21 protein-coding genes are annotated in these 24030 nt (G+C 44.3%); 11 read left to right on the top strand and 10 right to left on the bottom strand.

The features are described 5' to 3' along the window. Positions 1-66: 66 nt before the first annotated feature. From BUB99_RS07640 to BUB99_RS07615, 6 genes are all read right to left on the bottom strand, one after another. Positions 67-1275, bottom strand: a complete 1209-nt coding sequence (locus tag BUB99_RS07640) for a murein hydrolase activator EnvC family protein (protein WP_073121161.1) — start codon at positions 1273-1275, stop codon at positions 67-69. Continuing rightward, positions 1259-2011 carry a DUF4292 domain-containing protein gene (locus BUB99_RS07635; RefSeq protein WP_073121158.1) on the bottom strand — a complete coding sequence of 251 codons (753 nt, stop codon included), beginning with the start codon at positions 2009-2011 and terminating at the stop codon, positions 1259-1261. Before BUB99_RS07635 ends, BUB99_RS07640 begins: the two co-directional genes overlap by 17 nt. Then, positions 2004-3755 (bottom strand): tetratricopeptide repeat protein, encoded by a 1752-nt coding sequence (locus BUB99_RS07630; protein WP_084190435.1) that lies wholly within the window; start codon positions 3753-3755, stop codon positions 2004-2006. Before BUB99_RS07630 ends, BUB99_RS07635 begins: the two co-directional genes overlap by 8 nt. Before the next feature lie 97 nt (positions 3756-3852). Next, entirely contained in the window at positions 3853-5370 is a 1518-nt protein-coding gene (locus tag BUB99_RS07625; protein ID WP_073121154.1) for a lipopolysaccharide biosynthesis protein, read from the bottom strand. A 15-nt stretch (positions 5371-5385) separates the two neighbouring features. Continuing rightward, positions 5386-6171, bottom strand: a complete 786-nt coding sequence (locus BUB99_RS07620; RefSeq protein WP_073121151.1) for an enoyl-CoA hydratase-related protein — start codon at positions 6169-6171, stop codon at positions 5386-5388. A 136-nt stretch (positions 6172-6307) separates the two neighbouring features. Further along, positions 6308-7237 carry an NAD-dependent epimerase/dehydratase family protein gene (locus tag BUB99_RS07615; protein ID WP_073121796.1) on the bottom strand — a complete coding sequence of 310 codons (930 nt, stop codon included), beginning with the start codon at positions 7235-7237 and terminating at the stop codon, positions 6308-6310. A 111-nt stretch (positions 7238-7348) separates the two neighbouring features. Between BUB99_RS07615 and BUB99_RS07610 the strand changes: the two genes are divergently transcribed. The 5 genes from BUB99_RS07610 to BUB99_RS07590 are packed head-to-tail and all read left to right on the top strand — an operon-like array spanning position 7349 to position 11828. After that, complete coding sequence (locus BUB99_RS07610) at positions 7349-7597, top strand: hypothetical protein (protein WP_073121149.1); 249 nt, start codon at positions 7349-7351, stop codon at positions 7595-7597. Between the two features lies 1 nt (position 7598). Further along, positions 7599-8786 (top strand): glycine C-acetyltransferase, encoded by a 1188-nt coding sequence (gene kbl / locus BUB99_RS07605; RefSeq protein ID WP_073121147.1) that lies wholly within the window; start codon positions 7599-7601, stop codon positions 8784-8786. Next, positions 8787-9530, top strand: a complete 744-nt coding sequence (truA, locus tag BUB99_RS07600) for a tRNA pseudouridine(38-40) synthase TruA (protein WP_073121144.1) — start codon at positions 8787-8789, stop codon at positions 9528-9530. 15 nt (positions 9531-9545) lie between these two features. Then, complete coding sequence (locus BUB99_RS07595; protein WP_073121142.1) at positions 9546-11315, top strand: ABC transporter ATP-binding protein; 1770 nt, start codon at positions 9546-9548, stop codon at positions 11313-11315. Positions 11316-11318: 3 nt separating this feature from the next. Beyond that, the gene (locus BUB99_RS07590; protein ID WP_255416145.1) at positions 11319-11828 is read left to right on the top strand and encodes a shikimate kinase; all 510 of its coding nucleotides are present in this window, start codon (positions 11319-11321) and stop codon (positions 11826-11828) included. Here BUB99_RS07590 and BUB99_RS07585 read toward each other — a convergent pair. Both BUB99_RS07585 and BUB99_RS07580 read right to left on the bottom strand, forming a co-directional pair. After that, the gene (locus BUB99_RS07585; RefSeq protein WP_170863753.1) at positions 11825-13393 is read right to left on the bottom strand and encodes an OmpP1/FadL family transporter; all 1569 of its coding nucleotides are present in this window, start codon (positions 13391-13393) and stop codon (positions 11825-11827) included. The two genes, BUB99_RS07590 and BUB99_RS07585, sit on opposite strands and share 4 nt — an antisense overlap. A 46-nt stretch (positions 13394-13439) precedes the next feature. Next, positions 13440-14855: a hypothetical protein gene (locus BUB99_RS07580; RefSeq protein WP_073121136.1), complete on the bottom strand. Its 1416-nt coding sequence runs from the start codon at positions 14853-14855 to the stop codon at positions 13440-13442. Between the two features lie 117 nt (positions 14856-14972). Here BUB99_RS07580 and proS point away from each other — a divergent pair, with 117 nt between their 5' ends. The 6 genes from proS to BUB99_RS07545 all read left to right on the top strand — a co-directional run bounded on the left by proS (position 14973) and on the right by BUB99_RS07545 (position 20822). Next, positions 14973-16457, top strand: coding sequence for a proline--tRNA ligase (proS, locus tag BUB99_RS07575; protein ID WP_073121134.1), 1485 nt, complete (start codon positions 14973-14975; stop codon positions 16455-16457). Positions 16458-16562: 105 nt separating this feature from the next. Beyond that, positions 16563-17030 (top strand): NfeD family protein, encoded by a 468-nt coding sequence (locus BUB99_RS07570; protein WP_158584295.1) that lies wholly within the window; start codon positions 16563-16565, stop codon positions 17028-17030. 13 nt (positions 17031-17043) lie between these two features. Beyond that, positions 17044-18024: a flotillin-like protein FloA gene (floA, locus tag BUB99_RS07565; protein WP_084190472.1), complete on the top strand. Its 981-nt coding sequence runs from the start codon at positions 17044-17046 to the stop codon at positions 18022-18024. Positions 18025-18205: 181 nt separating this feature from the next. Then, the gene (locus tag BUB99_RS07560) at positions 18206-18814 is read left to right on the top strand and encodes a hypothetical protein (protein WP_073121130.1); all 609 of its coding nucleotides are present in this window, start codon (positions 18206-18208) and stop codon (positions 18812-18814) included. 602 nt (positions 18815-19416) lie between these two features. Beyond that, positions 19417-20211: a sensor histidine kinase gene (locus BUB99_RS07550; RefSeq protein WP_073121126.1), complete on the top strand. Its 795-nt coding sequence runs from the start codon at positions 19417-19419 to the stop codon at positions 20209-20211. Beyond that, entirely contained in the window at positions 20208-20822 is a 615-nt protein-coding gene (locus BUB99_RS07545) for a response regulator transcription factor (RefSeq protein WP_073121123.1), read from the top strand. The genes BUB99_RS07550 and BUB99_RS07545 overlap by 4 nt, the downstream gene beginning before the upstream one ends. Before the next feature lie 367 nt (positions 20823-21189). Here BUB99_RS07545 and BUB99_RS07540 read toward each other — a convergent pair whose 3' ends face one another. Next, entirely contained in the window at positions 21190-22809 is a 1620-nt protein-coding gene (locus tag BUB99_RS07540; RefSeq protein ID WP_073121121.1) for a M1 family metallopeptidase, read from the bottom strand. A 423-nt stretch (positions 22810-23232) separates the two neighbouring features. After that, entirely contained in the window at positions 23233-24006 is a 774-nt protein-coding gene (locus tag BUB99_RS07535) for a phenylalanine 4-monooxygenase (RefSeq protein WP_073121119.1), read from the bottom strand. Positions 24007-24030 lie beyond the last annotated feature (24 nt).

Below are 24030 nucleotides of genomic sequence, written 5' to 3'. Positions count from 1 at the left end.
AAGGTTTACTAGCAAAAGAGTCCCTAAAACAGACAATTTGCCATAGATGTTTCGTGTGGGGTAGGCCTACTTTTTAAAGAGCCATTTTTCTGGATCAAGTTTCACGTTATTTTTCCAGACTTGAAACTGTAGTTCTGTGATGCCATCTTTGTTGGTGAAGACTGAGCCGATACTTTGTTTGGCGGTGATGACTTGCCCCTTTTTGACATTGACTGTTTTTAGCTTAGCGTATAGTGTGTAGTAGTCACCGTGCTGAATGATCACGACGCTGTTCATGCCAGGTACGAATGCTGTGGTAGCTACTTTGCCAGAGAAGACGGCTTGTACATTGGCGTCTTTTTGTGTTTGGATGTCTACGCCTTGGTTTTCGACAGTGATGTTTTTTAGTACAGGGTGGGCATGTTTTCCGAATTTTTCGGAAACAAAACCTGATGCGACTGGCCAAGGCAGTTTGTTCTTGTTGTCCTCGAAGGAGGCGGAGAGTACTGCTCCTTCTGCCGAGAGAGAGATGGTGTTGGCACTTGTGTTTTTACCTTTGTTGGATGCTGCGATTTCTTTCTTGATGATATCTGCTAGCAAGTTGTCGAGTTGCTCGATAGATCGTTTTCTGCTGGCTAATTCTCTTTTTAGTTCTTTTTCACGCTTACTGAGATCTTGGACGATCTGGTTTTGCTTACTTTTCAGATTGATTAGGTTTCGATTTTCGGCAATTTTAGAATTCAATAATTCCCCTTGCTCTTCTTTTTTGCTTACCAGATTAGATTTTTGACCGTTGAGTGCATCACGGACTTTTTCTATCTGAGTCACCTGTCTTTGGCGCGCTTTGGCGTATTGTTCGAGGTATTTGAGTCGGAGAAAGAGTTGATTAAATGTGCTCGCCGAAAACAGAAAAGTCAGTTGACTATAGCCTTGGTTGGCTTTATATGCACTATAGATCATGTCAGCATACTCTTTTTTGAGTTGTGCTAGATCGGATTCCAAGGCGTTGGTCACGATACTAAGGTCACTGATTTCTCCATTGAGCATGGAGATTTCTTGGTTGATGGTCGACATGACGTCTTGTTGGATATCAATCTGGTGATTGATGGCCTTGAGTTGCCCGAGGGATGAATTTTTTTCTGAAGCTGTTTCCTTTAGGATTTTTTCAGTTTCATTGATTTTTTTGAGGTTTTCCTTCTTTTCTTTTTCCAACTGTGCTTTGCTCTTTTGAGCGAGTAGACTCGTAGAGAGCAGCGCAAAAACACACAGGAGCAGGAGTTTAGTTTTTAAGTGCATATTTAGAAGGAATGCCGATATGATAATTGTAGTCCTTTTTGTCAATCTCTACTTTGAGATGATCCATTGTAATGTTAGCACTTTTTTCTTTTTTGTACTTTGTATCATAGTAGGTTGCTTCGATTTCTATAGAGGTGGGGTAGATGGCTTTTTCTTCCTTTTGAAAATCTCCATAGGTCACCATGACTTGGTTGTCAGTATTGATACTCTCTGCTAATAGTTTTTCCAGTTTCATAGAATTAGCTCCTATGTAACTGGTTAGTCGTAGATCTCCTTTTTCTTGTACGATCTGATAATATCCGTTTTGCTTGACCGCTCGGTCTTTGTGTTCGATGTGCCAGACTAGGTTGCCAATGACTATCGATTCGATCATGCTCAATTCGAAATTAAAATTGAAGCCTTTGAAAAGCTCTTGCATGCTACGAACGGAGTATTCTTTGTGGATTTTATCCAGAATTAGAAGCGAGTCTTTGTCAACTACTCCTCGGGCAGCTTCTATACCAAACCCTGGGGATAGTGAGAACCAAACCGCGCTATCTTTTTTCATTCGGATGTTAGCGGTGAATTTGAGGTTGTCATCGCCTTTGTATTTCATCTTAGATTTGATGGCTATGTTGTCATAGGACAAATCGTTGAGGTGAAAGCGCTCGTTGTTGCCGTTATTAAAGAGTGGGAACTTCTTGTTACAGGAGGTAAGTAGAAGGATGCAAATGATGCATGTGAGTATTTTATTCATAGAGCTGTCTATCCGCTATTTTCTTGTCCAATGTACTGGTGTCGTCTACCAAATCTCGTGCCCTTTTCCATTGTGTGACTGCTTCGTCTATATCCCCAGACTGAAAAAGCGCATCACCATAGTGTTCGATGATGACGCCACTTGCATCATATTTCATGGCTTCTTTGAGGTAACGAACCGCTCCGTCATAGTCTTCCATCATATAGAGCACCCAGGCATGAGTGTCTAAGTAAGTAGGGTTTCCAGGATAGTCTTTTACTAGTTTAGAAGACATGGTTTTGGCTTTCTCTAGATCTTTTTTTCGGAGGGAAAGAAAGTAAGAATAGTTGTTTAGTACATGGTCATTGTCTGGTTTTGCTTTGAGGGCTGCCTCATAGGATGCGTCAGAGTTTTTGTGATCACCGATGCTATTGTATGCGTCTCCAAGTTGACCGTTAAACAGGCTGTTCATGTTGGCGTCTCTAGCAGCGTAGACTTTGCCTGCATTGAAAGACTTGATGGCTGCTTCGTAGTTTTTGCTGATCAAGTGTGCTGTGCCATTGTAGTAGTATAGAGAGGCTTGGTTAGGAAATATCTCTAGTGCTTCGTTGGTATGTTTGATGACTGCTTGATAGTCCTGCATATCCATGTCTAGGTTGAGGATGTTTTGCCACACGTTGAAATTGGATGCATCTACGGCTATCGTGCGTAGGTAGTACTCTCTAGCCTCTTCTACCTGCCCCAGGTTGAAATACAAATCTCCAGTCATCGCAAGCGCTTGATAGGAATCTGGATGTGTATCAACGAGCAATACAGACAGCTCCAGTAGCGGCTCGTTTAGAGACTCGTTGGGTAGCATACCGAGGTAGCCCGCTAGGGTTCGTATTTTGGCAGTTACATCGACCGTGTGGCTAGCGAATGGAACTTTCAATGACTCTAGTGCAAGAATTGTATTTCCTTCTTTTCTGTAGACCTCTGACAGTAGTATGTATAGTGTTTCGTTTTGCGGGTGTGCCTCTATTTGAGTAGTCAAAAACTCTTTAGCTTCTGCGATTCTTTCGTTTGAGATGAGGATACGAGCGAGCGTCATGATATAGGACTCATCGTCAGGGTTGATGCGAATCAGTTCATGTCCTTCACGAATGGCACCATCTAAGTCATTCTGTTTGAGGTAGACTTGTTGTTTTTGTACAGATATTTCTTCCATAGGCCCTAGCTTGGATTGGGCTTTTTCGTAAGTCACTAGTGCTTCTGTGAATTTTTGTTGGTAGATCTGTATGGCTGCCAAATCGAAGAGGTACTGTTCTGAATTAGGGACATTGTCGGTTAGATCAATATAGGTCTCTTCTGCTTTGTCGAGTTCTCCTTGGCTGGTTTGGAGATTGGCCAATAGGAGGTAGTAGAATTTGTTTTCTGGCGCTAAATCTTTGGCTCTTTCTGCATAGGGGACGGCTTTTGGGATGTCATTCTCGGCGTTATAAACCTCTGCAATTTTGAAATTGGCGGTGGCATTGTCTGGGTCTATTTCTAGTACTCGCTCAAAAAAAGTAAAAGCCTTCACATAGTCTTTGAGGATGAAAAATTTTTCTCCTTCTAAAAAATAATGATCAAGCTCTGTTTTTTTCTCTTCACTTAGTTCGCTTTTGGCAGACTTGTCTCTTTTTCGATTTTTCTTCTGAGCATAGCCAGTCTCAGTCACCATGAAAAGTGCTAGAGCGATAAAGCTTAATTGAATGTAGTGATGGATGTATGCGCGAAAAATCATTGTATCGAATTGAAACGAAAAACAAAATTAACTAAAAAGAAGAGTTCCTTATCAAATTCAGTGCCTTTATACCTTGTCTGTGACTAATTTAGGCTTTTTAGGGAATCCTAAAACCGAAAATAATGCGGCCTGAAATGTGTTTTCTTTCTCTAAAATAGATGTACGCAATGAACAACACTACCGCTGAGTTTTTGATCAGAAAATCAATCATCCAGTGTCCTAGGTCGAGATTAAATAGTAAAGCCACGCCTACGGATGATATGGTCAGGTACTCTAGTGCTTTGCGCCAGTCGTAAGGAATCGGGTAGTGCTTTTGCCCAGCGAAATAGCTCAATAGCGTCATGCTGACAAAGGTAGCCAGTGTCGCTATTGCACTCCCGAAGTAGCCGTAGACTGGGATTAGCAGGTAGTTGAGGACAAAGGTGATCAATGCACCTGTGCCTGTGATCCATGCCCCATAGCGAGTTTTGTCTGAGACTTTGTACCACACGGAGAGGTTGTAGTTGATCCCGCTAAATAGGTAGCCCAGTAGTAAGAAAGGCACGATGTAAAGTGCTTCTCGGTATTCTGGATTGGTCAGGAATACCACACTGATGGGCTGGAGATTGACGGATATCGCAAAGAACACGAGGGCGTTGAAGATGATAAAACCACTCATCAACTGAGTAAACAGTTTCGGAGAATTCTTGTCGCCCGCACTGGAGAAGAAGAAAGGTTCTGCAGCGTAGCGAAAAGCCTGAATACCGAGCAACATAAATACGGAGAGCTTATAGCAGGCGCCAAATATCCCAAGTACAGCTTGATTGCTTTTGCCGGGATAGAAGCCTTCGGGTAACCAGTATTTGAGCATTGAGCGTGAGAGCATCTCATTGGTTACGACTGCTAGACTCATGATGAGCAACGGAAAGGCATAGATTAAAATGGGTTTTAATTTTTCTAGATCGAGTCGAAACTTTAGGACTTTAAACTCCTTCCAGAGTAGAAAAAGCACTGCTGCATTCGCTAAGAAGTTTGCCCAAAACACGTACTTGACCTTGAAGGCTGCGTCGTAATATTTTGCAACCAAGCTTTGTAACTCAGGGAGCATATTTCCCTCTGATATCTGGTAGCAAAACACGAAGAAGAAAAGGTTGAGTACTACGGTGAGGGCGACATTGAAAAGTCGAATGAATGCGAATTTTTTGGCTTTTTTTTCTAATCGTAATTTCGCGTAAGGTATCGCAACGATGGCATCTATGGCGATGATGAGTGCGAGTAAATAAATGACCGTAGCATGCCCTTCATAGCCCAGTAGATTTGCGATCTCATCGGCAAACAAAGCAGCCGTTCCAGATAAAATCAAACTGGATGCAATGATAGCACTCAGTGATAAATTGTAGATTTCTGCTCGGTTTTCTGCTTTGGAGGCATAGCGAAAGTAAGCCGTTTCCATCCCATAGGTATAGAGGGCTAGCAGAAAGGCAACATAGGCATATAGCTCAGTGACGATACCGTATTCCGCGGTAGCAAAAACACCCGTATAGAGCGGTACCAAAAAATAGGTAATCATGCGCCCGATGATACTGCTGAGTCCATACCAGACAGTATCACCTGCTAGTGCTTTTAATCCCGCCATGATGGTTTGCTTGCTTTATTCGCCAATGAAATTGGGCTTACGCTTTTCGATAAAGGCTCTGGTGCCTTCTATGAAGTCCTCTGTGCCACAGCATATCCCGAAAGAATTGGCTTCTGTCTGGAAACCATTTTCTCCTGTGGTGTGTACGGCATTGATGCTGTCGATCATGAGGCCGATAGCTACGGGTGCTTTCTCTTTGATTTTATTGAGGATCTCAAAAGCCTTGTCCATAGAGGCTTCTTTACTATCCATAACATAGTTGACTAGTCTTAGGTCGAGTGCTTCTGACGCAGCGATCATGTCTCCAGTCATGAGTAGTTCCATGGCTTTGCCTTTGCCTACGAGGCGGGTCATGCGCTGTGTGCCGCCGTATCCTGGGATAATACCAAGGTTAATTTCGGGTTGACCAAATTTGGCCGTATTGCTGGCGATACGTATGTGGCAGGCCATCGCTAGTTCACACCCTCCACCCAGCGCGAATCCATGGACAACAGCAATGACGGGCTTAGATAACCTTTCGATTTTCCCAAAGAGCTCTTGGCCTTTTTCTGCCATGCTTCGGCCATTGACCTCAGTGACTAGTGCCAGTTCTTTGATGTCGGCGCCTGCTACGAAGGCTTTGTCTCCTGCGCCTGTGATGATTACCCCTTTTACACCTTTGTCATCATCTATTTTTTCAAATACCTGACCGAGTTCGGTGAGTGTTGCATCGTTGAGCGCATTGAGTGCGTTTTCTCTATTGATCGTGACGATTAAGATTTCGTCCTTGTTTTTAACTATTAGATTTTTCAGTTCCTCCATTTTTGTTCAAAAGGCCTTGCCAAATGTATTTAAAGCTGTGAATAATTACTAATGATACTGCTAAATATGAGAAGGAGAGTATGGATTGGAGAAAAGCGTGCTTGCTCTTTTTAGAAGCAAGTACGCTTTTTTTGATTTAAAGGTTTTCTAGGATTACTTCTGTCATTTTTGGTAAGTCAAATTCAGGTTCCCATCCCCAGTCTCGCTGTGCAGTGCTGTCATCTATGCTCTCAGACCATGATTCTGCGATCCCCTGTCTAAAGTCTGGCGCATAGCTGATTTTAAAATCAGGGTAGTGTTTTTTGATCTCTTCGTAGATTTCTTTCGGCGTGAAACTCATGGCGGAGATGTTGTAACTCGATCGTATCGTGATTTGCTCGGCGGGTGCATTCATGATATCTATGGTGGCACGTACAGCATCATCCATATACATCATGGGGAGACGGGTGTTTTCTTTGAGAAAACAGCTAAAGTCCTGCATTGCTTTGGCTTTGTGATAGATGTCTACCGCATAGTCTGTGGTACCACCGCCAGGGAGAGATTTGTAGCCTATCAAGCCTGGATAGCGCAGGCTGCGTACGTCGACGTGATGCTTTTCGAAGTAGTAGTCACACCATCGCTCACCAGCCAATTTGCTAATGCCATAGATGGTGTTTGGGTCCATAAAGGTCTGTTGCGGTGTGTTGACCTTGGGCGTGTTAGGTCCAAATACTGCGATAGAACTGGGCCAATATAATCTTTTGAAATGCCCTTCCTTTGCCAAATCTAGTAAGTTGACAAGGCTGTTCATGTTGAGCTCCCATGCGAAGCGCGGACTGGCTTCTGCGGTGGCAGAAAGGAGTGCTACGAGATGGTACACTTCGGTGATCTGGTATTTCTTGAGAACCTCTTTGACACGGTTGATATCCATGACGTCTAGCACTTCGAAGATACCGTCTTGTAGTGCCGCTACGGGCTCTCTTTTGTCCGCTGCTATGACGTTTTCGGTGCCATAGATTTGGCGGAGTTGTACGGTGAGCTCTGCACCCAGCTGGCCGCACGCACCGATGACTAATATATGATTCATAAGGGTAAAATGTTGTTCGTCAAAGGTAGTGAGATTTCCAGTGCTGAAAGTGCGATTTTGCTCTATAAAAGCCATAAATTGCCCACATTCTAACATTATATATCTGTCGACATGGAAAACGATCAAAGCTTTGAGGCATATTTAATTTCGAAAAAAATTGATTCATCGAAATTTAAATTGGAAGAAAAATCGCTCTATGATGCGCTCCAATCGGACTTTGATCAGATGAATGCTAATAGTTTTACGCAACAGAAACTATTTCTCATCAATCCCCTGAGACGGAAATATTTACTCGATACGACTGCAGCACTCTCTGTAGCCAAACCGAAAACAGTTTTCAAACCCAAAATCCAAAAATGATATGTATCAATCACTAAAAAACAAGCTAACTGCGGATCTAGCAGAGATCGAAGCGGCAGGGCTGTTCAAAAAAGAACGAATTATCACCACGCCACAGGGAGCGGACATCAAAACCACTGAGGGCAAAGAGGTGATTAACTTCTGCGCAAACAACTACCTCGGGCTATCTTCTAACCCTGAAGTATTGGCAGCTGCCAAAGAAGCCATTGATACGCATGGTTATGGGATGTCTTCGGTTCGGTTCATCTGTGGGACACAGGATATTCACAAGGAACTGGAGCATAAGATTTCGGAGTTTCTCGGGATGGAGGACACGATATTGTATGCGGCGGCTTTTGATGCGAATGGTGGAGTGTTTGAGCCGTTGTTTGGGCCAGAGGATGCGATCATATCCGATGCGCTCAACCATGCCTCTATCATAGATGGAGTCCGTCTATGTAAAGCAGAGCGCTACCGCTATGCGCACAATGACATGGCCGATTTAGAAGCCAAGTTGATCGAGGCGAAGGATGCCCGGTGCAAAATAATTGTCACTGACGGTGTGTTTTCTATGGACGGTACGATTGCACAGTTGGACAAAATCTGTGACCTAGCAGACAAATATGATGCAGTTGTCATGTCAGATGAGTGTCACTCGACGGGGTTTATGGGCAAGACTGGTCGAGGGGTACATGAATACCGTGACGTGATGGGTAGAGTGGATATCATCACGGGCACACTAGGAAAGGCACTGGGTGGAGCATCAGGCGGTTTCACTTCGGGTCCCAAAGAAATCATAGAGATGCTGAGGCAAAAATCTAGACCTTATCTCTTTTCGAATACTGTAGCACCATCTATTGTGGGAGCTTCTATCAAGGTAATCGATATGTTGAGCAAGACGACTACACTGCGTGACAAGTTGGAGCGCAATACAGCATATTTCAGAAAAGGTATGATAGCCGCTGGCTTTGATATCAAACCAGGAGACTCGGCAATTGTGCCGATCATGTTGTATGAGGCGGTGCTTTCTCAGCAGTTTGCAGCACGATTGTTAGAAGAAGGGATTTATGTTATTGGGTTTTATTACCCAGTTGTACCACAGGGACAGGCACGTATCAGAGTCCAGTTGTCAGCCGTACATGAGATCAGTCATTTGGATCAAGCCATAGCAGCATTCACTAAAGTAGGAAAGGAACTCGGGGTTATCTAGATGAGATATTTTTTAGAGATTTCGTATGATGGGACGGCCTACCATGGCTGGCAGGTGCAGAACAATGCCTCGACCGTGCAGCAAACGCTCAATGAGGCACTGTCTACCATTCTCAGATGCGAAATCTCTACTATTGGTAGTGGAAGGACCGATGCAGGTGTTCATGCCTTGAATCAAGTAGTGCATTTTGATTTGAGTGATGAGGTAAATACCGATGAGCTGTGTCACAAGCTGAACCGACTCTTACCACGTGATATAGCTGCGCTGGAGTTGAGAGTTGTGACCGACGAAGCGAGTGCACGCTTTGCTGCGATATCGAGATCATATCTATATCGTATCCATCAGCACAAAAACCCATTTTTAGAGTTGCGGTCTTATCACCATTATCGATCATTGGATATAGATTTGATGAATGCCAGTTGTGAGGTTATTAAAAACTGGACAGACTTTGAAAGTCTCAGCAAAGTACAGACGGATGTTAACCACTTTAATTGCCAAATATTCGATGCAAGATGGGAGCGGTACAACGATGAAATCCATTTTCACGTTAGTGCCAATAGATTTTTAAGAGGGATGATCCGTGCCATGGTAGGAACTATGCTGCTAGTCGGTGAGGGCAACATTAATTTGGATACTTTTGAGGAAATATTGGCGAGTAGAGATCGAACTAAGGCTGGACGTAGTGTGCCAGCGCATGGACTCTACCTCAAAGACATCATCTACCCTGAGGATATTTATATATAACATCAACATTCGGTTTTGAAGAAGGAAACACCCAGCGGCAACATCTTAGACATTCAGGTGCTCAAACGACTATTTGTGTTTGTTAAGCCTTACATCGTTCAGTTCAATTTTCTGATATTTTTGACCATTGCGCTAGCAGTATTGGTACCGATTAGACCTTATCTGATTCAGTACGCTATAGATACAGAAGTAGCCAATGGAGACTATGATGGATTGATCCGAATGGTTTGGCTACTGGTCGGGTTGCTGGTCGTGCAGGCCTTTGTGCAATACTACCACACCTATTTGTCGAGTTGGCTGGGACAGCATATCATTCGAGATATTCGCACGACGCTCTATGCTCATGTACAGCGACTCAAACTTAAATTTTTTGACAACACGCCGATTGGACGACTTGTGACGCGAAATGTGTCAGACATAGAGACGCTAGCAGACGTGTTTAGCCAGGGGATCGCCATGATGATTGGAGATCTGCTGCAGCTGATTTTCATTTTGGGTTTCATGTTCTATACCAACTGGCAGCTGACGTTGGTGAGTTTGTCTACGTTGCCTGTATTGATTTTTGCAACTTATATTTTCAAAGAGAAAATCAAAGTGTCCTTCAACCACGTCAGAACAGCTGTGGCGAATCTCAACTCATTCGTCCAAGAACACATCACGGGGATGAATATCGTCCAGATTTTCAATAGCGAAGATGAGGAGTTTAAAAAATTTAAAGAAATCAATCAAGAGCACAGGCGCGCAAATATCAAGTCTGTGCTATACTATTCGGTGTACTTTCCAGTAGCGGAGGTGATACAGGCGATAGGTATTGGACTGGTGGTTTGGTATGGAGCGATCAACATGATCGATAGTGCCTTCAAACCTGGAGAACTAATTGCGTTCATTATGTACATTATGATGTTTTTTCGTCCCATCCGAATGATCGCTGATAAGTTCAATACGCTACAGATGGGGATCGTGAGCTCCAACCGTATTATGAAATTGCTCGATAGCCAAGAACACATTCCAGATGAAGGGAACTATGTGCCGGATAATTTTCAGGGTAGTGTTTCATTCAAGGATGTTTGGTTTGCCTACAAGGATGAGAATTATGTACTGAAAGATATCAACTTCGAGGTAGAGTCTGGTCAGACGATTGCTTTGGTGGGAGCTACGGGTGCAGGGAAGTCGTCGGTGATCAATCTGCTGAGTCGTTTCTATGATATCAATCGGGGAAGTATTGCGATTGATGGGGTCGGTATCAAGGAGTATGACCTGAGTGCATTGCGTCAGCATATAGGCGTGGTGTTGCAGGATGTGTTCTTGTTTTCGGGATCTATCCGTGACAATATCTCTTTGGGTAATCCCGATATTCCGCTGGAGAAAATTATCGAAGCAGCTGATTTGGTGGGGGCTAGGGAGTTTATCGATCGTCTGCCTGGAGGGTTCGAGTACAATGTGATGGAACGAGGCGCCACACTCTCGGTAGGTCAGCGTCAGTTGATCTCGTTTGTACGGGCGATGGTCTATGATCCAAAGATTATCGTACTGGATGAGGCAACTTCTAGTGTGGATACAGAGACCGAAGAGTTGATCCAAAATGCCATCAATAAGATGATGAAAGGACGTACCTCTATCGTGATAGCACACAGACTATCTACGATACAGCATGCGGATAAGATACTCGTACTCGACAATGGAGAGATAAAAGAGAGTGGAACTCATGACAAATTACTTGCGAAAGACAGTTATTATTCGCAGCTTCACAAAATGCAATACAAGGAAGTATTAATCAGAGAATGACCATTGGCTTATCCTAAAAAAATATTTATAGTTGGTATGCCGGGATCTGGCAAAAGTACTTTTGGTAAGATCCTCGCAGAAAAGATTGGTCGTCAGTTTTTTGACTTGGACGAGCAAATCGTAAAAATGTCTGGCATGACTATCCCTGAGATTTTTGCTGATGCAGGTGAAGATCAGTTTCGTATGTTCGAGACTTACGCGTTAGGTATGATCACTCAGCTCAATGAACCATCGCTCATCGCTACTGGAGGTGGCGCGCCTTGCTTCAATGGGAATATGGATATGATGAAACAGTCTGGTACCACTATATTTCTCAATACGCCAGTAGAAACGATCGCAGCACGTGTGATGGAGGACAAAGCCTCTCGACCCTTGGTCAATGCTATTCCTGATGAGAAAATAGTAGAAGATATGAAGGTGCTTTTTGAGAAGCGCATCACTTTCTACGAGCAAGCTGACTTCACTACAGACTCTCAGATAGACGAGGTGATCGCCTATCTCGACGCTCTCTAGAAGTTAAACCCAAAGGTTACCGATGCATTCAGATTTTTGTGATCAATATGAGCGGTGGGACTGATGTCTTCATTCGGATCGTCAAAGCTGTATATCGTGTAAGGACTTCTTAAAGTCTCATACTGCGTGTGTACTATAGATAGATCGATGAACATGTCTTTGGTTCTATAGCCTAAGCCTCCAGATATTCTCTGTATGCTATTGTCTATTGAGCTATATCGGTATGGATCACCATCATGGGCATATCCCGCACGTACCATGAATTGGTTGGTGATTCTAAACTCGCCTCCTATACGAATATTCATAGCGTTTTGATAACGTGATTGAATTTCATTATTGTCCGCAGTGGTAGAGAAATCGTTTGACGACAAGTTAGCACTAGAATAGTCCGTGAATTCTACATCAGCTGACAAGAAACCTGATTTTCCCAGAAATATAGAAGCTCCCGTAGAGAATTTCCAAGGAGTAGATAAGCTGTACTTGGATTCAGAATAATAAGGTCCACCTTCAGGTGCATAATCATCCAGTGTCATGTCATTTCCATCGATATTAAAGACGAAGTTGTTGTTCCAATCGACTAAAAAATCTTCAGAGCTAGTGTCGTACATGCCGTAGATAGTTGGTGTCTTAAATGAGGCACCTACACGTAGAATAGGAATGGGACGAACTATTATGCCGAGTGTACCATTGAGACCAGTGCCGTCAATTCGCAGTGTATTAATAAGACGATGTGAGTTAATGGCCGGATCTATGCTTCCATCGTAGAAGTATTCAGATTCGGTAAAGGTTTGTTCAGAAAAGTAATTGATGGTGGTGATGCCTAGTCCACCGCCAAAGTAAAAAATATCATTAATATTAGCACCGCCTGCGAAGTTCCATTCGTATTGTGCGCCAGTGTTTCTGATTTTTTCGACTTGTCTAGGTTGATCACCGATTAGCTTGTAGTAACCTGTAAAGGACGAGCCTGTAGCATCATCAGTTAATGTTTCTGGATTGATAAGATAGCTCTGGTAAGCATCATATTCTATTCCTCCTAGATTGTCTTCTTCTATTCCCCATGCTCCATCGATGTAGGAGTCTATGATAGAGGATTTCCCGACTTCCGTCGTGTTAAACCCATCATAGTTATACTGACCATGAAAGTTGTTGGTACGGGTCATGGTGATGGCAAATGTCCCGCCCTTGAAGGGTGAGTTTTCATCTTCATTAGGCATGCTAAAGGCAATCCCTAGGTTGGCGAAATTAAAATTGGCTTTGAAATCATGCGTATTGTTGCCAAAATACTGTGCATCGGTATTGTTGAAGTCCAGAGATGGCGTCACTGTGATGCCAGATTGGCGGATAGAGCCTAGCCCCGCAGGGTTAACATAGGCGGCATTCATGTCTCCTCCCAGAGATACTTGTGCGCCACCGATGGATTGCATACGCGCAGTACCTCCATAGTAGGTTCTGCTAAACAGCAGCGCATCATTGTAATATCCGTATGACCCTTCTTGCGCTTGCGCGATACGGATTTGTGTGATGCAAAGCATCAGAATAACTGATGACAAGATAGCTTTTGACATTGTCATGGACTTCATGCAGTGTGAATTTGAGTTAATGTGTTATGTACTAGCGTCTGCTTCGGCTCGATGAAGAACTAGACCCGCTGCTTCTCGATCCTGATGAACTTCTTGACCCTGACGAGGTTCTAGAACCCGATGAACTGCCAGACGACCTAGAGCCACTAGAGTAGCTACTACTTGATCTAGATGGGCTACTGCTGTAGGAGCTTCTCGATCCACTGCTCGACTGTGAACTACTACGCTGTTGGGTGTTTCTTGACGGAGCAGGAGAAGAATAACTACTGTTAGACGTTCTGGTGCGCGTCTGTGTCTGCGTGCTTGTAGGTTGCGTACGTGTGCGAGTGCTGGTGTTTCTACTATTACTGCTGGTACTCGTAGAGGTTCTGCTTGCTCTCTGGTATGAGTTTGATTGACTGCTGCTCGGTGCAGGTCTTGTAGCACTATTTCTTCTAGTATTAGTTGTACTCTGGCTAGCTGTCGTGCGCCCTCTTGACGAACTAGACGTTCTGCTGTTTGCTACGTATTCGTTTTGTGATGAACGGCTTCTCGCTGCACTGCTGGCAGATCGCACACTGCTATTGGATGTGCGAGTCCTCGTAGAGGATGAAGCCACTCTGGCATTGGATGATTTACTGGTTCTCGATGTTCTGCTAGCTGATGAGCGGGTAGGCTCTACAGATGAAAGTCTACTAATACGGCCATTGTCGCTAGAAACATTCGACCCACGGCTGTATCTCGCACCTCTAGAGACGTTACGAGAAGAGTAATAGCCATCATAGAAACCGTTGTAATACCCATTGTTGTAGGCATAGTATCCACCACCATAGTAGGGAGAATACCATCTATATCTGTTGTAGCTGTATACTGGACAGTAGAACGGGTCATAGTAGAACGGATCGTAGTAGCCGTATCCGCCACCAAATCCACCGCCAAATCCCCATCCGTAGCTCATGCTCATGGACCAGCCAAAGCCTGATCCATAGCCGATACCCCATGAGGGTCCATATCCTCCGTACCCACCGTAGGCTGGGTATCCACCACCATACCCATTACCACCATAGTAGTTGTTGACGACTGTGGTCGGCTGCTGCTGTGCACTGTAGCTGTAGTCTGCACCAGAGTAGTTGTTGTCATATTCTTCTACATAGTAGTCTTGATCTGAGTAGATGGGCGCATTTGCATAGGCCTCTGATGCGACCGTATTTGTCTCATCCTTGTATTTTTGGATGTAGTCGGGGTTGACTTGCTTGTCCGCATAGGTGTTAGAATAGGTATTGGTATTATAAGCACTGATTGTCTCTTGCGAGTCTTTGGCTTGGGCTTCTTCTTGTTTTTCCTTTTTTTCTCTATCCGCAGCAGTGAAGTACATGTCGTCGTACTCTTGTGCCATGACGGGAATTTGACTTCCCAGTAGTAAAACACCTAATGATAGGTTGGCGATGTTAAAGTAGATTCGTTTCATAGTGACCTCCTGCTAAATGATGATACTTTCGGTTATATTATACGGCAAACAATTATATTTGTCACGTAATTTCATCAAGAAATTAGCAATTTTCATACCAAAGAATACAAAATCAAGATGAGCAAAGGATTACCAAAAAGAAGCGAGGATTATTCGCTGTGGTATAATGAATTAGTGAAAAGAGCAGATCTAGCAGAAAACTCAGCGGTCCGTGGTTGCATGGTGATCAAGCCCTATGGTTATGCTATATGGGAAAAAATGCAAGCGACACTCGATGAGATGTTCAAGGATACAGGACATAGCAATGCATATTTTCCGCTTTTCATCCCCAAATCATACTTGAGCAAAGAGGCTGATCATGTAGAAGGGTTTGCTAAAGAGTGTGCCGTAGTGACACACTATCGATTGAAAAATGATGAAAATGGAAATGGCGTAGTTGTCGATCCAGATGCCAAACTGGAGGAGGAGCTGATTGTCAGACCTACATCTGAGACGGTGATTTGGAACTCTTACAAAAATTGGATTCAGTCATACCGTGACCTGCCTTTGTTGATCAACCAATGGGCTAACGTAGTACGTTGGGAGATGAGAACTCGTTTGTTTTTAAGAACTGCTGAGTTTCTATGGCAAGAAGGGCATACCGCCCATGCCACCAGACAAGAAGCCATCGACGAGACGGTACAGATGATGAATGTCTATGCGACATTTGCTGAGGAGTACTTGGCGCTACCTGTACTGAAGGGTGTGAAGACGGAGAGTGAGCGATTTGCTGGTGCGGAGGACACCTACTGTATAGAGGCTCTGATGCAGGATGGCAAAGCACTGCAAGCAGGTACGTCGCATTTCTTGGGACAGAATTTTGCGAAGGCTTTCGATGTAAAGTTCGCGAATAAAGAAGGTGGAGCGATGGAGTACGTCTGGGGAACATCATGGGGAGTGAGTACGCGACTCATGGGCGCATTGATCATGGCGCATTCGGATGACAATGGGTTAGTATTGCCGCCTAAGTTGGCACCATTCCAAGTGGTGATTGTACCTATATTTAGAAGTGAAGAACAACTGGCAGAGATATCTGAGGTAGCCAATAAGATCAAAGCAGATCTGAAGAAGTTCGGTATTAGTGTCAAATATGACGATAGAGATACTCATAAGCCGGGATGGAAATTTGCCGAGTATGAACTGAAAGGCACACCTGTGCGGATCGCAATTGGGCCGAAGGATTTGGAGAACGGTACGGTAGAGGTAGCTAGAAGAGACCTCTTGGAGAAAAATGTCATGCCGATGGATGATGACTTTGCGCAGAATATTTCAGTACTGCTCGATAATATCCAAGACACGATCTATCAGAAAGCGCTGAAATACCGCGAAGAGCACTCGTTCAAGGCGGATAGCTACGATGAGTTTAAGAAAATCATCTCTAGTGAAGCGGGCGGGTTTGTTTATGCGCACTGGGATGGCACGGCGGAGACCGAAGAGAAAATCAAAAACGAAACCAAAGCGACCATACGTTGTATTCCTATCGATCAAGTAGAGGAAGAAGGGAAATGCGTCTATTCTGGAGCTCCTTCTAAGGGGAGAGTCGTTTTTGCGAAAGCGTATTAGATAAATGTAGAAAAGTCGTCAAGAGATTGGCGATTTTTCTAGTATAGACACGTAATGTACGTGAGATATAGCTGTATATTAGGCAACCAAAAAAAGACCTTTACTTTGATAGACTGGATTATCATTTGTTTACTAATCTTAACAGGCATTGCCCTGATTATTCTGGAGATTATCTTCGTACCGGGGACGACTATAGTTGGGATTGGTGGTTTTCTCGTAGGAGGATATGGCATCTATCACAGCTATGAGTTGTTTGGGGCTGAAACGGGGCATTGGGTACTAGCTGTATCTGTTGTTGCTGGGTTTGCAGCTATTATCGTGAGTTTCAAATCGAACACTTGGAAGCGGTTTGCACTCAAGGGTAGTATTCAGTCTAAGGTGAATGAGAATAGAAATATTTCCCTAACGGTAGGGCTGGAAGGAATGACCGTTTCTTCGCTCAAGCCGATCGGGAAAGGAGAGTTTGACGGGATCGTGTATGAGGTACGATCTTTGGGCAATTTTATAGAACAACAAAAGGCCATCAAGATTATCAAGATGGAACAAAACAAAATATACGTAGAACTAATTTAACTGAATAGACATGATGTATTATGCTATCTACGCCATTATAGCGGTCGTAGGATTTTTCGTTTTCTTGTACTTTGTGCCACTAGGGCTGTGGATTACAGCGCAGTTTTCGGGAGTGAAAGTCGGCTTGTTCGAGCTGGTATTCATGAGAATCCGAAAGGTGCCGCCATCATTGGTTGTTAATTCACTGATCACGGCGACCAAAGCAGGTTTGCAAGTGACCTCTAGCGAACTAGAGACACACCATCTCGCAGGAGGGCATGTGCCTTCAGTGATCAAGGCATTGATTTCTGCCGATAAGGCCAACATCGAGTTGGAGTTTAACCAAGCAGCAGCGATCGACCTAGCGGGTAGAGACGTCTTCGAGGCGGTTCAGATTTCTGTTAACCCTAAAGTAATCACTACTCCACGAGTAGCAGCAGTAGCGTCTGATGGTATTCAATTGATCGCTGTAGCGAGAGTGACGGTACGTGCCAACCTGACGCAACTCGTCGGCGGAGCAGGTGAAGATACGATCCTAGCGAGAGTTGGGGAAGGTATTGTGACCTCTATTGGTTCGGCAGTGACGCACAAAGATGTGTTAGAGAACCCAGATAAAATTTCGAAATTGGTACTGTCAAGAGGACTGGATGCGGGTACGGCGTTTGAGATCCTATCTATTGATATCGCAGATGTGGATGTAGGAAAGAACATCGGTGCAGATCTGCAAACAGACCAAGCAGCGGCAGACTTGAAAGTAGCAGAGGCTAAGGCAGAAGAAAGAAGAGCGATGGCAGTAGCGGTCGAGCAAGAAATGAAAGCCAAAGCACAAGAAGCCCGTGCGAAGGTGATCGAGGCAGAAGCTGAGATTCCAAAGGCGATGGCTGAGGCATTTAGAGAAGGTAACTTGGGTATCATGGATTACTATAAGATGGACAACATCAAAGCAGACACCGAGATGCGTGAGTCAATCGCTAAACCAAAGTCTACTCCGACTAAAAAGAAGGACGATAAGTAATTGATCTCCTTGTTAGATAATATTCAAAGAGCCCCGAATACACATTCAGGGCTCTTTTGGTTTTCGTCTTCTACGAATACTGTGTTTAGGGTATTTACTTTCTGGATCAACGTAGACAATTTTGATTTCTACGGTCATAGCTGTACTTTCAATAATTAACTATAATTAAACTTAGAATGAAATGAGAAATTTAATTTTTTTTGGAGTTGTTGTTTTTTGCTTGATATCATGCAATCAGATCCAACCAGAAGGGGGCTTTACGTCCCTAGAAGAAGAGTTGGACTATTATAGAGCTTTGGATCTGCCAATTCTGTCTGTAGAGGAGCTTGAAGAGCTTAAAGAGCAAAAAGCTCAGTTGAAAGAGAAGCTTCGTGAAGAGTTCCTCATGGGGCCAAGAGGTAAACGGCTATCTAAGAAGCGAGAAGGAGAGGTGAAAGGCGAAGTAAAGAAATTAGATAAGGTGTTTAAATATGTAGAGGATCGGATACCGCTGGACCTGTCATTTTCTAGAAGTTTTTACTACACTCTGGGTACAATGCGGGAGATGGTTACGCTCTACGACAGCTTGAATGAAAATTGTGATGCTAATATTGCAGGTGTTGGTCTATTTCTAAACAAGAGAGCGGGTTCAATGGGAGGTATGATTAGCTATATTGATTGCACAATGTTTCCTGTTAATGAGAAGAACAAAGTCCTTGAGGATTTTTGTGAGGGATTGCCAGGTAAACTGAACAAAGAAGAAGACGGTACAGCTTTTAATAACAGTGCCATTTGCCCAGATGATTGCTAATTATTCTAAATGACTAAGCTATTCCTTTATGGGTCGATTAGCTCCCCATTAATCCCATTATTCATAATGGGATTAATGTTTCGCTCGTTCAATTTCAACTTGAAAGTTTTGAGTGTGATTATAGGACTTTCATTCTTGTCGGATGTTGGTTCGTTTGGCTATTATCATCTCACTGGACATTCTACCTATTGGATTGTCAATACCTATAACTTACTCGATACAATTTTAGTTTTTTTCTTTTTTAGTAGGATTTTGAATCACAGGTTGGTATCCTATTTTATGCTTGGAATTATACTGGTCATGTCGGGATATTATTGTTATTCTGTTGGTGTTCATGTTATTTGGGGCGAAGTACTGTCAATGAAAAACATACTGGTAATGGGACTTTGTGTCTTGTACTTTTTGCAAGTGTTTCAAAGTGATACAGAAATTTTTTTGGAGAACACACCACTGTTTTGGATAGTCATAGGTTTTATTTTCTATACAGCAGGGTCTTTCTTCCTGTGGCTGATGAGTTCTGAAATAGTGAACAATCCGAAATATTCAATGCTAATAGTGCACCTCGGTAACATTCTAAAAAACATCCTTTTTGCCTTAGGTCTATGGAAAGCCAGAGTAGTCAATTGAATGTGGAGATGGTGCTCATCTTGGGGACGAGTGGGATGTTGTTTTTGGTCACCTCCATCGTCTTGTTTATCTATCTCTATCAACGCAAGCTGATCAAGAAGAAGCTAGAGTATCAGGAGATCGAGGATTTACTCAAAAAGCAAGAGTTGAAATCTGCCTACGCGATGCTGGCAGGCAAGGACAAGGCCTACAGAGAAGTAGCCGAGGAGCTACATGACAATCTTGGTAGTATGCTCGTGACGCTCAATATGCTCTCGGACACTATTCCCCAAAAGACTGACCCAGCGTCGCTGAACCTGATCGCCAAGAAGATATCGGAGGTCGCTACGAAAGCCACCGAGGCGACACGTCAGATTTCGCATAGTCTACATTCGGAGGCACTGATGCATTTTGGCTTGGCCTCTGCGATTCACGAACTGGCTGGGGCACTCAATGAGTCGCACACGATCTCGGTCCATGTAGAAGTTCAGATCACGACCGAATTAGAGGGACATGTGAGTCTGAATCTCTACCGTATCATTCAGGAGCTGGTGAACAATACCCTCAAACATGCCAAGGCCAAGAATCTAAACATCGATGTATCAGAGGCCAAGGGGCATCTCAACGTCATCTTTGAGGACGATGGGATTGGGATGGTCAATGTCGAGGAGTATGAGCGAGGACTGGGGCTGAAAAATATTAAATCTCGAGTAGCGAAGCTAGAGGGGCAGATCACGATGGAATCAGGCCTGGGAAGAGGTACCACTTGTATAATAGATATACCATTATGAGCGAAATCAAAGTGTTGTTAGCGGACGATCATGCCATCGTCATGGAAGGGTTAGAAGTGATCCTGAGTTCGGACGAGCAGGTGCAGGTAGTCGGTACAGCTGCCAATGGCGAAGAGGTACTGGCATTCGTCGCAGCGAATGAAGTGGATATGGTGATTCTCGATATCAACATGCCCGTCATGGACGGAATCACGTGTGCACGGAAACTGAAAAAGAAGTACCCCGCTCTCAAAATCATCATCTTGACCATGTTTGCGCAAAAGTCATTTGTAGATGAGATACTCAAAATAGGAATCGATGGATGTTTACTCAAAAACAACACGGGTAAAGAACTGATTGGAGCGATCAATCGGGTCATGAGTGGACAGCCCTATTATGACAGGCTCAGGGAGTTTAAATCTGATGAGGAGATCAAACAACACAAGTTGAGCGCACGAGAAATCGATGTGATACGACTTATGGCAGAGGGGCTGACCAGTACAGAGATTGGTGAGAAGTTGTTCATCTCAGACCTCACCGTGCAGACGCATCGCCGCAATCTCATGCGCAAACTCGACATGAACAAAGGCGTACAGGTCGTGCAGTACGCCAAAGAAAATGGATTGATATAGCTTTTTAGATTTTAGAACCTAGATCAATGGTCTGATATTTAGCACTTCATAAACTGAGGTTTGATCAATCGAGAGGAAAGATTATTTCGAAAATTTCACTGTTTGAGCGAAGCGAGGTTTGAAATTTTCTAGTCTTTTTGCTTTCTTTTTTGGCAATGAAAAAAGGAAGAGCCTGTCTGGCTTGAAGACATAGTACGATTGATGCATTTCAGAGACGGTTTTAATGAAAGTTAAAATCAAACTTAGATTAGTAGCATTTAGATTTTAGTACCTAGACAAAAGGACAGTGCAGAGTAGAGCAAACAAACCTAGAGCGCCTCAAATATTTCCCCTCTCGTCATACCCGAACGATCATCATTATCGTCGTTTATTTTATCTTCATCTCCGCGATGTAGTAGTTCGGGTCGACGACTAATGCCGTCCCCATCTCCTGTTGCCATGTCCCCGCCTGCGGGGTTAGGGTTCGCGCTACGCCATCTATCGTCACTTGGATCGGCATGTTAAACCCATCCACCGTATTGGTCCAGCGGTAGTTTAGGATTTCGTCTTTGCTGTAGTATTCCAAAATCGGTAGGCGTGTATCTCGCAGGTATTGGTCAAAGAACGCGGCTAAGTCTAAGTCCGCTTTTTGACTGATGTAGTTTTCTATCTGCTGACTGGTGACCGTCTGATGGTAAAACTCCTCCCCCAGTCCGCGCAGAATCTCACGCCATAGTACGTCATCATTGATCCAGCTGCGTAGGGTGTTGAGCATGTTGGAGCCTTTGTAGTACACATCCGAATCGTGATGCTCGGCGTTGATGCCATAGTCTCCGATGACGGGGTAGGCATTGGCGATGTTCATTCTGGTGCCGCGCACATACTCCCTACCCGCATCTGTGCCGTAGAAGTACTCTACAAATATCCCCTCGGAGTAGGCCGTGAAACTCTCGTGTATCCACATGTCAGCCGCATCACGATGGGTGATGTTGTTGGCAAACCACTCGTGTCCTGACTCGTGGATGATGATGAAATCAAATTTGAGTCCCCAGCCTGTACCACTCAGATCCCTGCCCAGATAGCCATTTGCAAATTTATTGCCATAGGTAACGGAGCTTTGGTGCTCCATGCCTAGATAGGGCGCTTCTACGAGTTTGAATCCATCCTCGTAGAAGGGGTAGGGACCGAACCAGTGCTCGAAGGCTTCTAGCATGCGGTGGTTTTCTTTGAACTGCGCACGCGCCTTTTTTTCGTTGTATCGGAGTACCCAGTTGTCTATGTCCAGCGTCCCTTTTTCTCCCGCATAGGTCTCGTGCCAGTCGGTGTAGTTGCCGATGTTGATATTGACGCCATAGTTGTTGATGGGGTTGGAGACTGCCCAGTGATAGGTCTTCGTTTTTTTCTTTTTGTTTTCCTCTGTCTTGACGAGGCGTCCGTTGGATACGTCGATGAGGCCTTTGGGCACCTCTACACTGATCAGCATGCTGTCCACTTCGTCGTACATGTGATCCTTGCATGGCCACCAGACCGATGCGCCCAGCCCTTGGCAAGAGCTGGCGATGAAGTGTTTGCCTTTTTCGTCCTTCTTCCAACTGATGCCGCCATCCCACGGCGCGTGGACTGCTTCTCTCGGTTGGCCGCTATAGGTCACGACGATGGACTCTGTAGCACCCTTTTTTTGTTCTTTTTGGAGTGAAATGAAATGTGCATTGCCTTCGGATTTGAAATCAAGCACTTTTCCATCTTGTGTCACCTGGGTGATCTTCAGTGGAGGCTGTAGATCGATCTGTATGACCTGATGTGGTTCTAACACTTCGTACTGGATCAGGTTGCTACCCACGAGGCTTTTGCGCTCTGGCAGTACCTCCACGGTCAGGTGGTAGTAGGTCAGGTCCCACCAGACACGCTCCGGCGTGATCGTGCCACGTAGGCTGTCTTGTCTGTCGTAGGTTTGTGCTGTGCTCAGTTGAGCAGTGAAGAGCAATAAAGAAAGGAGTACGTAGCGCATAATAGTAGAATCTATGTGTGCTAATATCGCAAATTTGTCAGCAATAAGTCAGGGGACTTATATGAGTGGTCAGATTTGAGCAGGTGAAGGTTTGGGCATCTGCGTGGTAGAACTAAGGAGCAAAATTTATTGTCAATATGTCTTGATAGCTATGTGGTCTGAGACAATTGTAATTGGCTAATTTTCATATCGAGTTGATTTTCTCCTTCGAGAGCTTGTTTTTAGCTGATAAGACAATCAAAAACATGGCAAATAGTCAGCGTTGAACGATTCCTAGAGATGGTTTCGAGCCAAGAGGGCATTGTTAGACTAAATCTAGGCAAGTGATTACTCAAGGTAGTATCAAGTGGTTCTGTTGGTTATTGTAAGAATTGTTTTTTACTGTGTCGAGCTTGAGTAACCTGATTACTCTAAATAATTGGGTTACCGAGAAGAGGAATGAGCTCTTGCAGCTATACAGACTTCTAGTTCGGGCAGGCTATCAAAGAGAGTTTGGTAGCTGTCGATGACGAAGTATTGCTTTTGGAAGTCGTGTTTGTAAAAGGGCGTGTCGAGTACAGTCGATACATCATAGGGGATGCGTGGCACGTTGGGGTCTTCTAGGGCATAGAGCGATTCGCCAGGAGAGGACACGATGCCTGCGCCATAGATTTTGATTTCCCCATCCTCTCTGATCAATCCAAACTCTACTGTAAACCAATACAGTCTGCTCATCAGTTCGATCGCTTGTGGACTATCGATGTGTTTGAGCGCGATGGCGGCCAGTCCCTTCATGAACGCACTGAAATGTGGGTTGCTGAGCAAGGGGACGTGTCCAAACACGTCGTGAAACATGTCTGGTTCTTCGAGATACTCTAGTTGGGATAGATCTCTTAGCCAGGTGGTGACTGGGAAATGTTTGTTGTGCAAGAACTCGAAAAAGGGTCGGTCAGCGATCAGGCCAGGGACGATGTAGAGGTGCCAACCTGTCGCTTGTTTCAGGTAGGCGTTGGTTTCTTCCAGTCGAGGGATTTTGTCCGCAGTGAAACCACAGATGTCTAGCCCATCTAGATAGGCAGAGGAAGCTCTGCTCTTGAGGAGGAGGAGTTGCTTTTGGTAGAGAGATTTCCAAACCTCGAAATGCTCAGGTGTATACTCGTCATAAGCCTGATGCATGGGCTCGGTTGGGAAATCATAGGGTGTTTTGTTTTCCAACATAGGGGTATCATTTTGGGGCAGTAA

It is taken from the genome of Reichenbachiella agariperforans (genome assembly GCF_900142205.1).
In the GTDB taxonomy this organism is placed as follows: Bacteria; Bacteroidota; Bacteroidia; order Cytophagales; family Cyclobacteriaceae; genus Reichenbachiella; species Reichenbachiella agariperforans.
Note: the sequence above shows the minus strand (reverse complement) of the source record. Positions and strands in the feature narration are given on the sequence as shown.

Excerpts from the sequence above, each read along its gene's own strand:
- BUB99_RS07640 (WP_073121161.1), bottom strand. The coding sequence starts at position 1,275 with ATGCACTTAAAAACTAAACTCCTGCTCCTGTGTGTTTTTGCGCTGCTC.
- BUB99_RS07635 (WP_073121158.1), bottom strand. The coding sequence starts at position 2,011 with ATGAATAAAATACTCACATGCATCATTTGCATCCTTCTACTTACCTCC.
- BUB99_RS07630 (WP_084190435.1), bottom strand. The coding sequence starts at position 3,755 with ATGATTTTTCGCGCATACATCCATCACTACATTCAATTAAGCTTTATC.
- BUB99_RS07625 (WP_073121154.1), bottom strand. The coding sequence starts at position 5,370 with ATGGCGGGATTAAAAGCACTAGCAGGTGATACTGTCTGGTATGGACTC.
- BUB99_RS07620 (WP_073121151.1), bottom strand. The coding sequence starts at position 6,171 with ATGGAGGAACTGAAAAATCTAATAGTTAAAAACAAGGACGAAATCTTA.
- BUB99_RS07615 (WP_073121796.1), bottom strand. The coding sequence starts at position 7,237 with ATGAATCATATATTAGTCATCGGTGCGTGCGGCCAGCTGGGTGCAGAG.
- BUB99_RS07610 (WP_073121149.1), top strand. The coding sequence starts at position 7,349 with ATGGAAAACGATCAAAGCTTTGAGGCATATTTAATTTCGAAAAAAATT.
- kbl (WP_073121147.1), top strand. The coding sequence starts at position 7,599 with ATGTATCAATCACTAAAAAACAAGCTAACTGCGGATCTAGCAGAGATC.
- truA (WP_073121144.1), top strand. The coding sequence starts at position 8,787 with ATGAGATATTTTTTAGAGATTTCGTATGATGGGACGGCCTACCATGGC.
- BUB99_RS07585 (WP_170863753.1), bottom strand. The coding sequence starts at position 13,393 with ATGTCAAAAGCTATCTTGTCATCAGTTATTCTGATGCTTTGCATCACA.
- BUB99_RS07580 (WP_073121136.1), bottom strand. The coding sequence starts at position 14,855 with ATGAAACGAATCTACTTTAACATCGCCAACCTATCATTAGGTGTTTTA.
- proS (WP_073121134.1), top strand. The coding sequence starts at position 14,973 with ATGAGCAAAGGATTACCAAAAAGAAGCGAGGATTATTCGCTGTGGTAT.
- floA (WP_084190472.1), top strand. The coding sequence starts at position 17,044 with ATGTATTATGCTATCTACGCCATTATAGCGGTCGTAGGATTTTTCGTT.
- BUB99_RS07560 (WP_073121130.1), top strand. The coding sequence starts at position 18,206 with ATGAGAAATTTAATTTTTTTTGGAGTTGTTGTTTTTTGCTTGATATCA.
- BUB99_RS07550 (WP_073121126.1), top strand. The coding sequence starts at position 19,417 with ATGGAAAGCCAGAGTAGTCAATTGAATGTGGAGATGGTGCTCATCTTG.
- BUB99_RS07545 (WP_073121123.1), top strand. The coding sequence starts at position 20,208 with ATGAGCGAAATCAAAGTGTTGTTAGCGGACGATCATGCCATCGTCATG.
- BUB99_RS07540 (WP_073121121.1), bottom strand. The coding sequence starts at position 22,809 with ATGCGCTACGTACTCCTTTCTTTATTGCTCTTCACTGCTCAACTGAGC.
- BUB99_RS07535 (WP_073121119.1), bottom strand. The coding sequence starts at position 24,006 with ATGTTGGAAAACAAAACACCCTATGATTTCCCAACCGAGCCCATGCAT.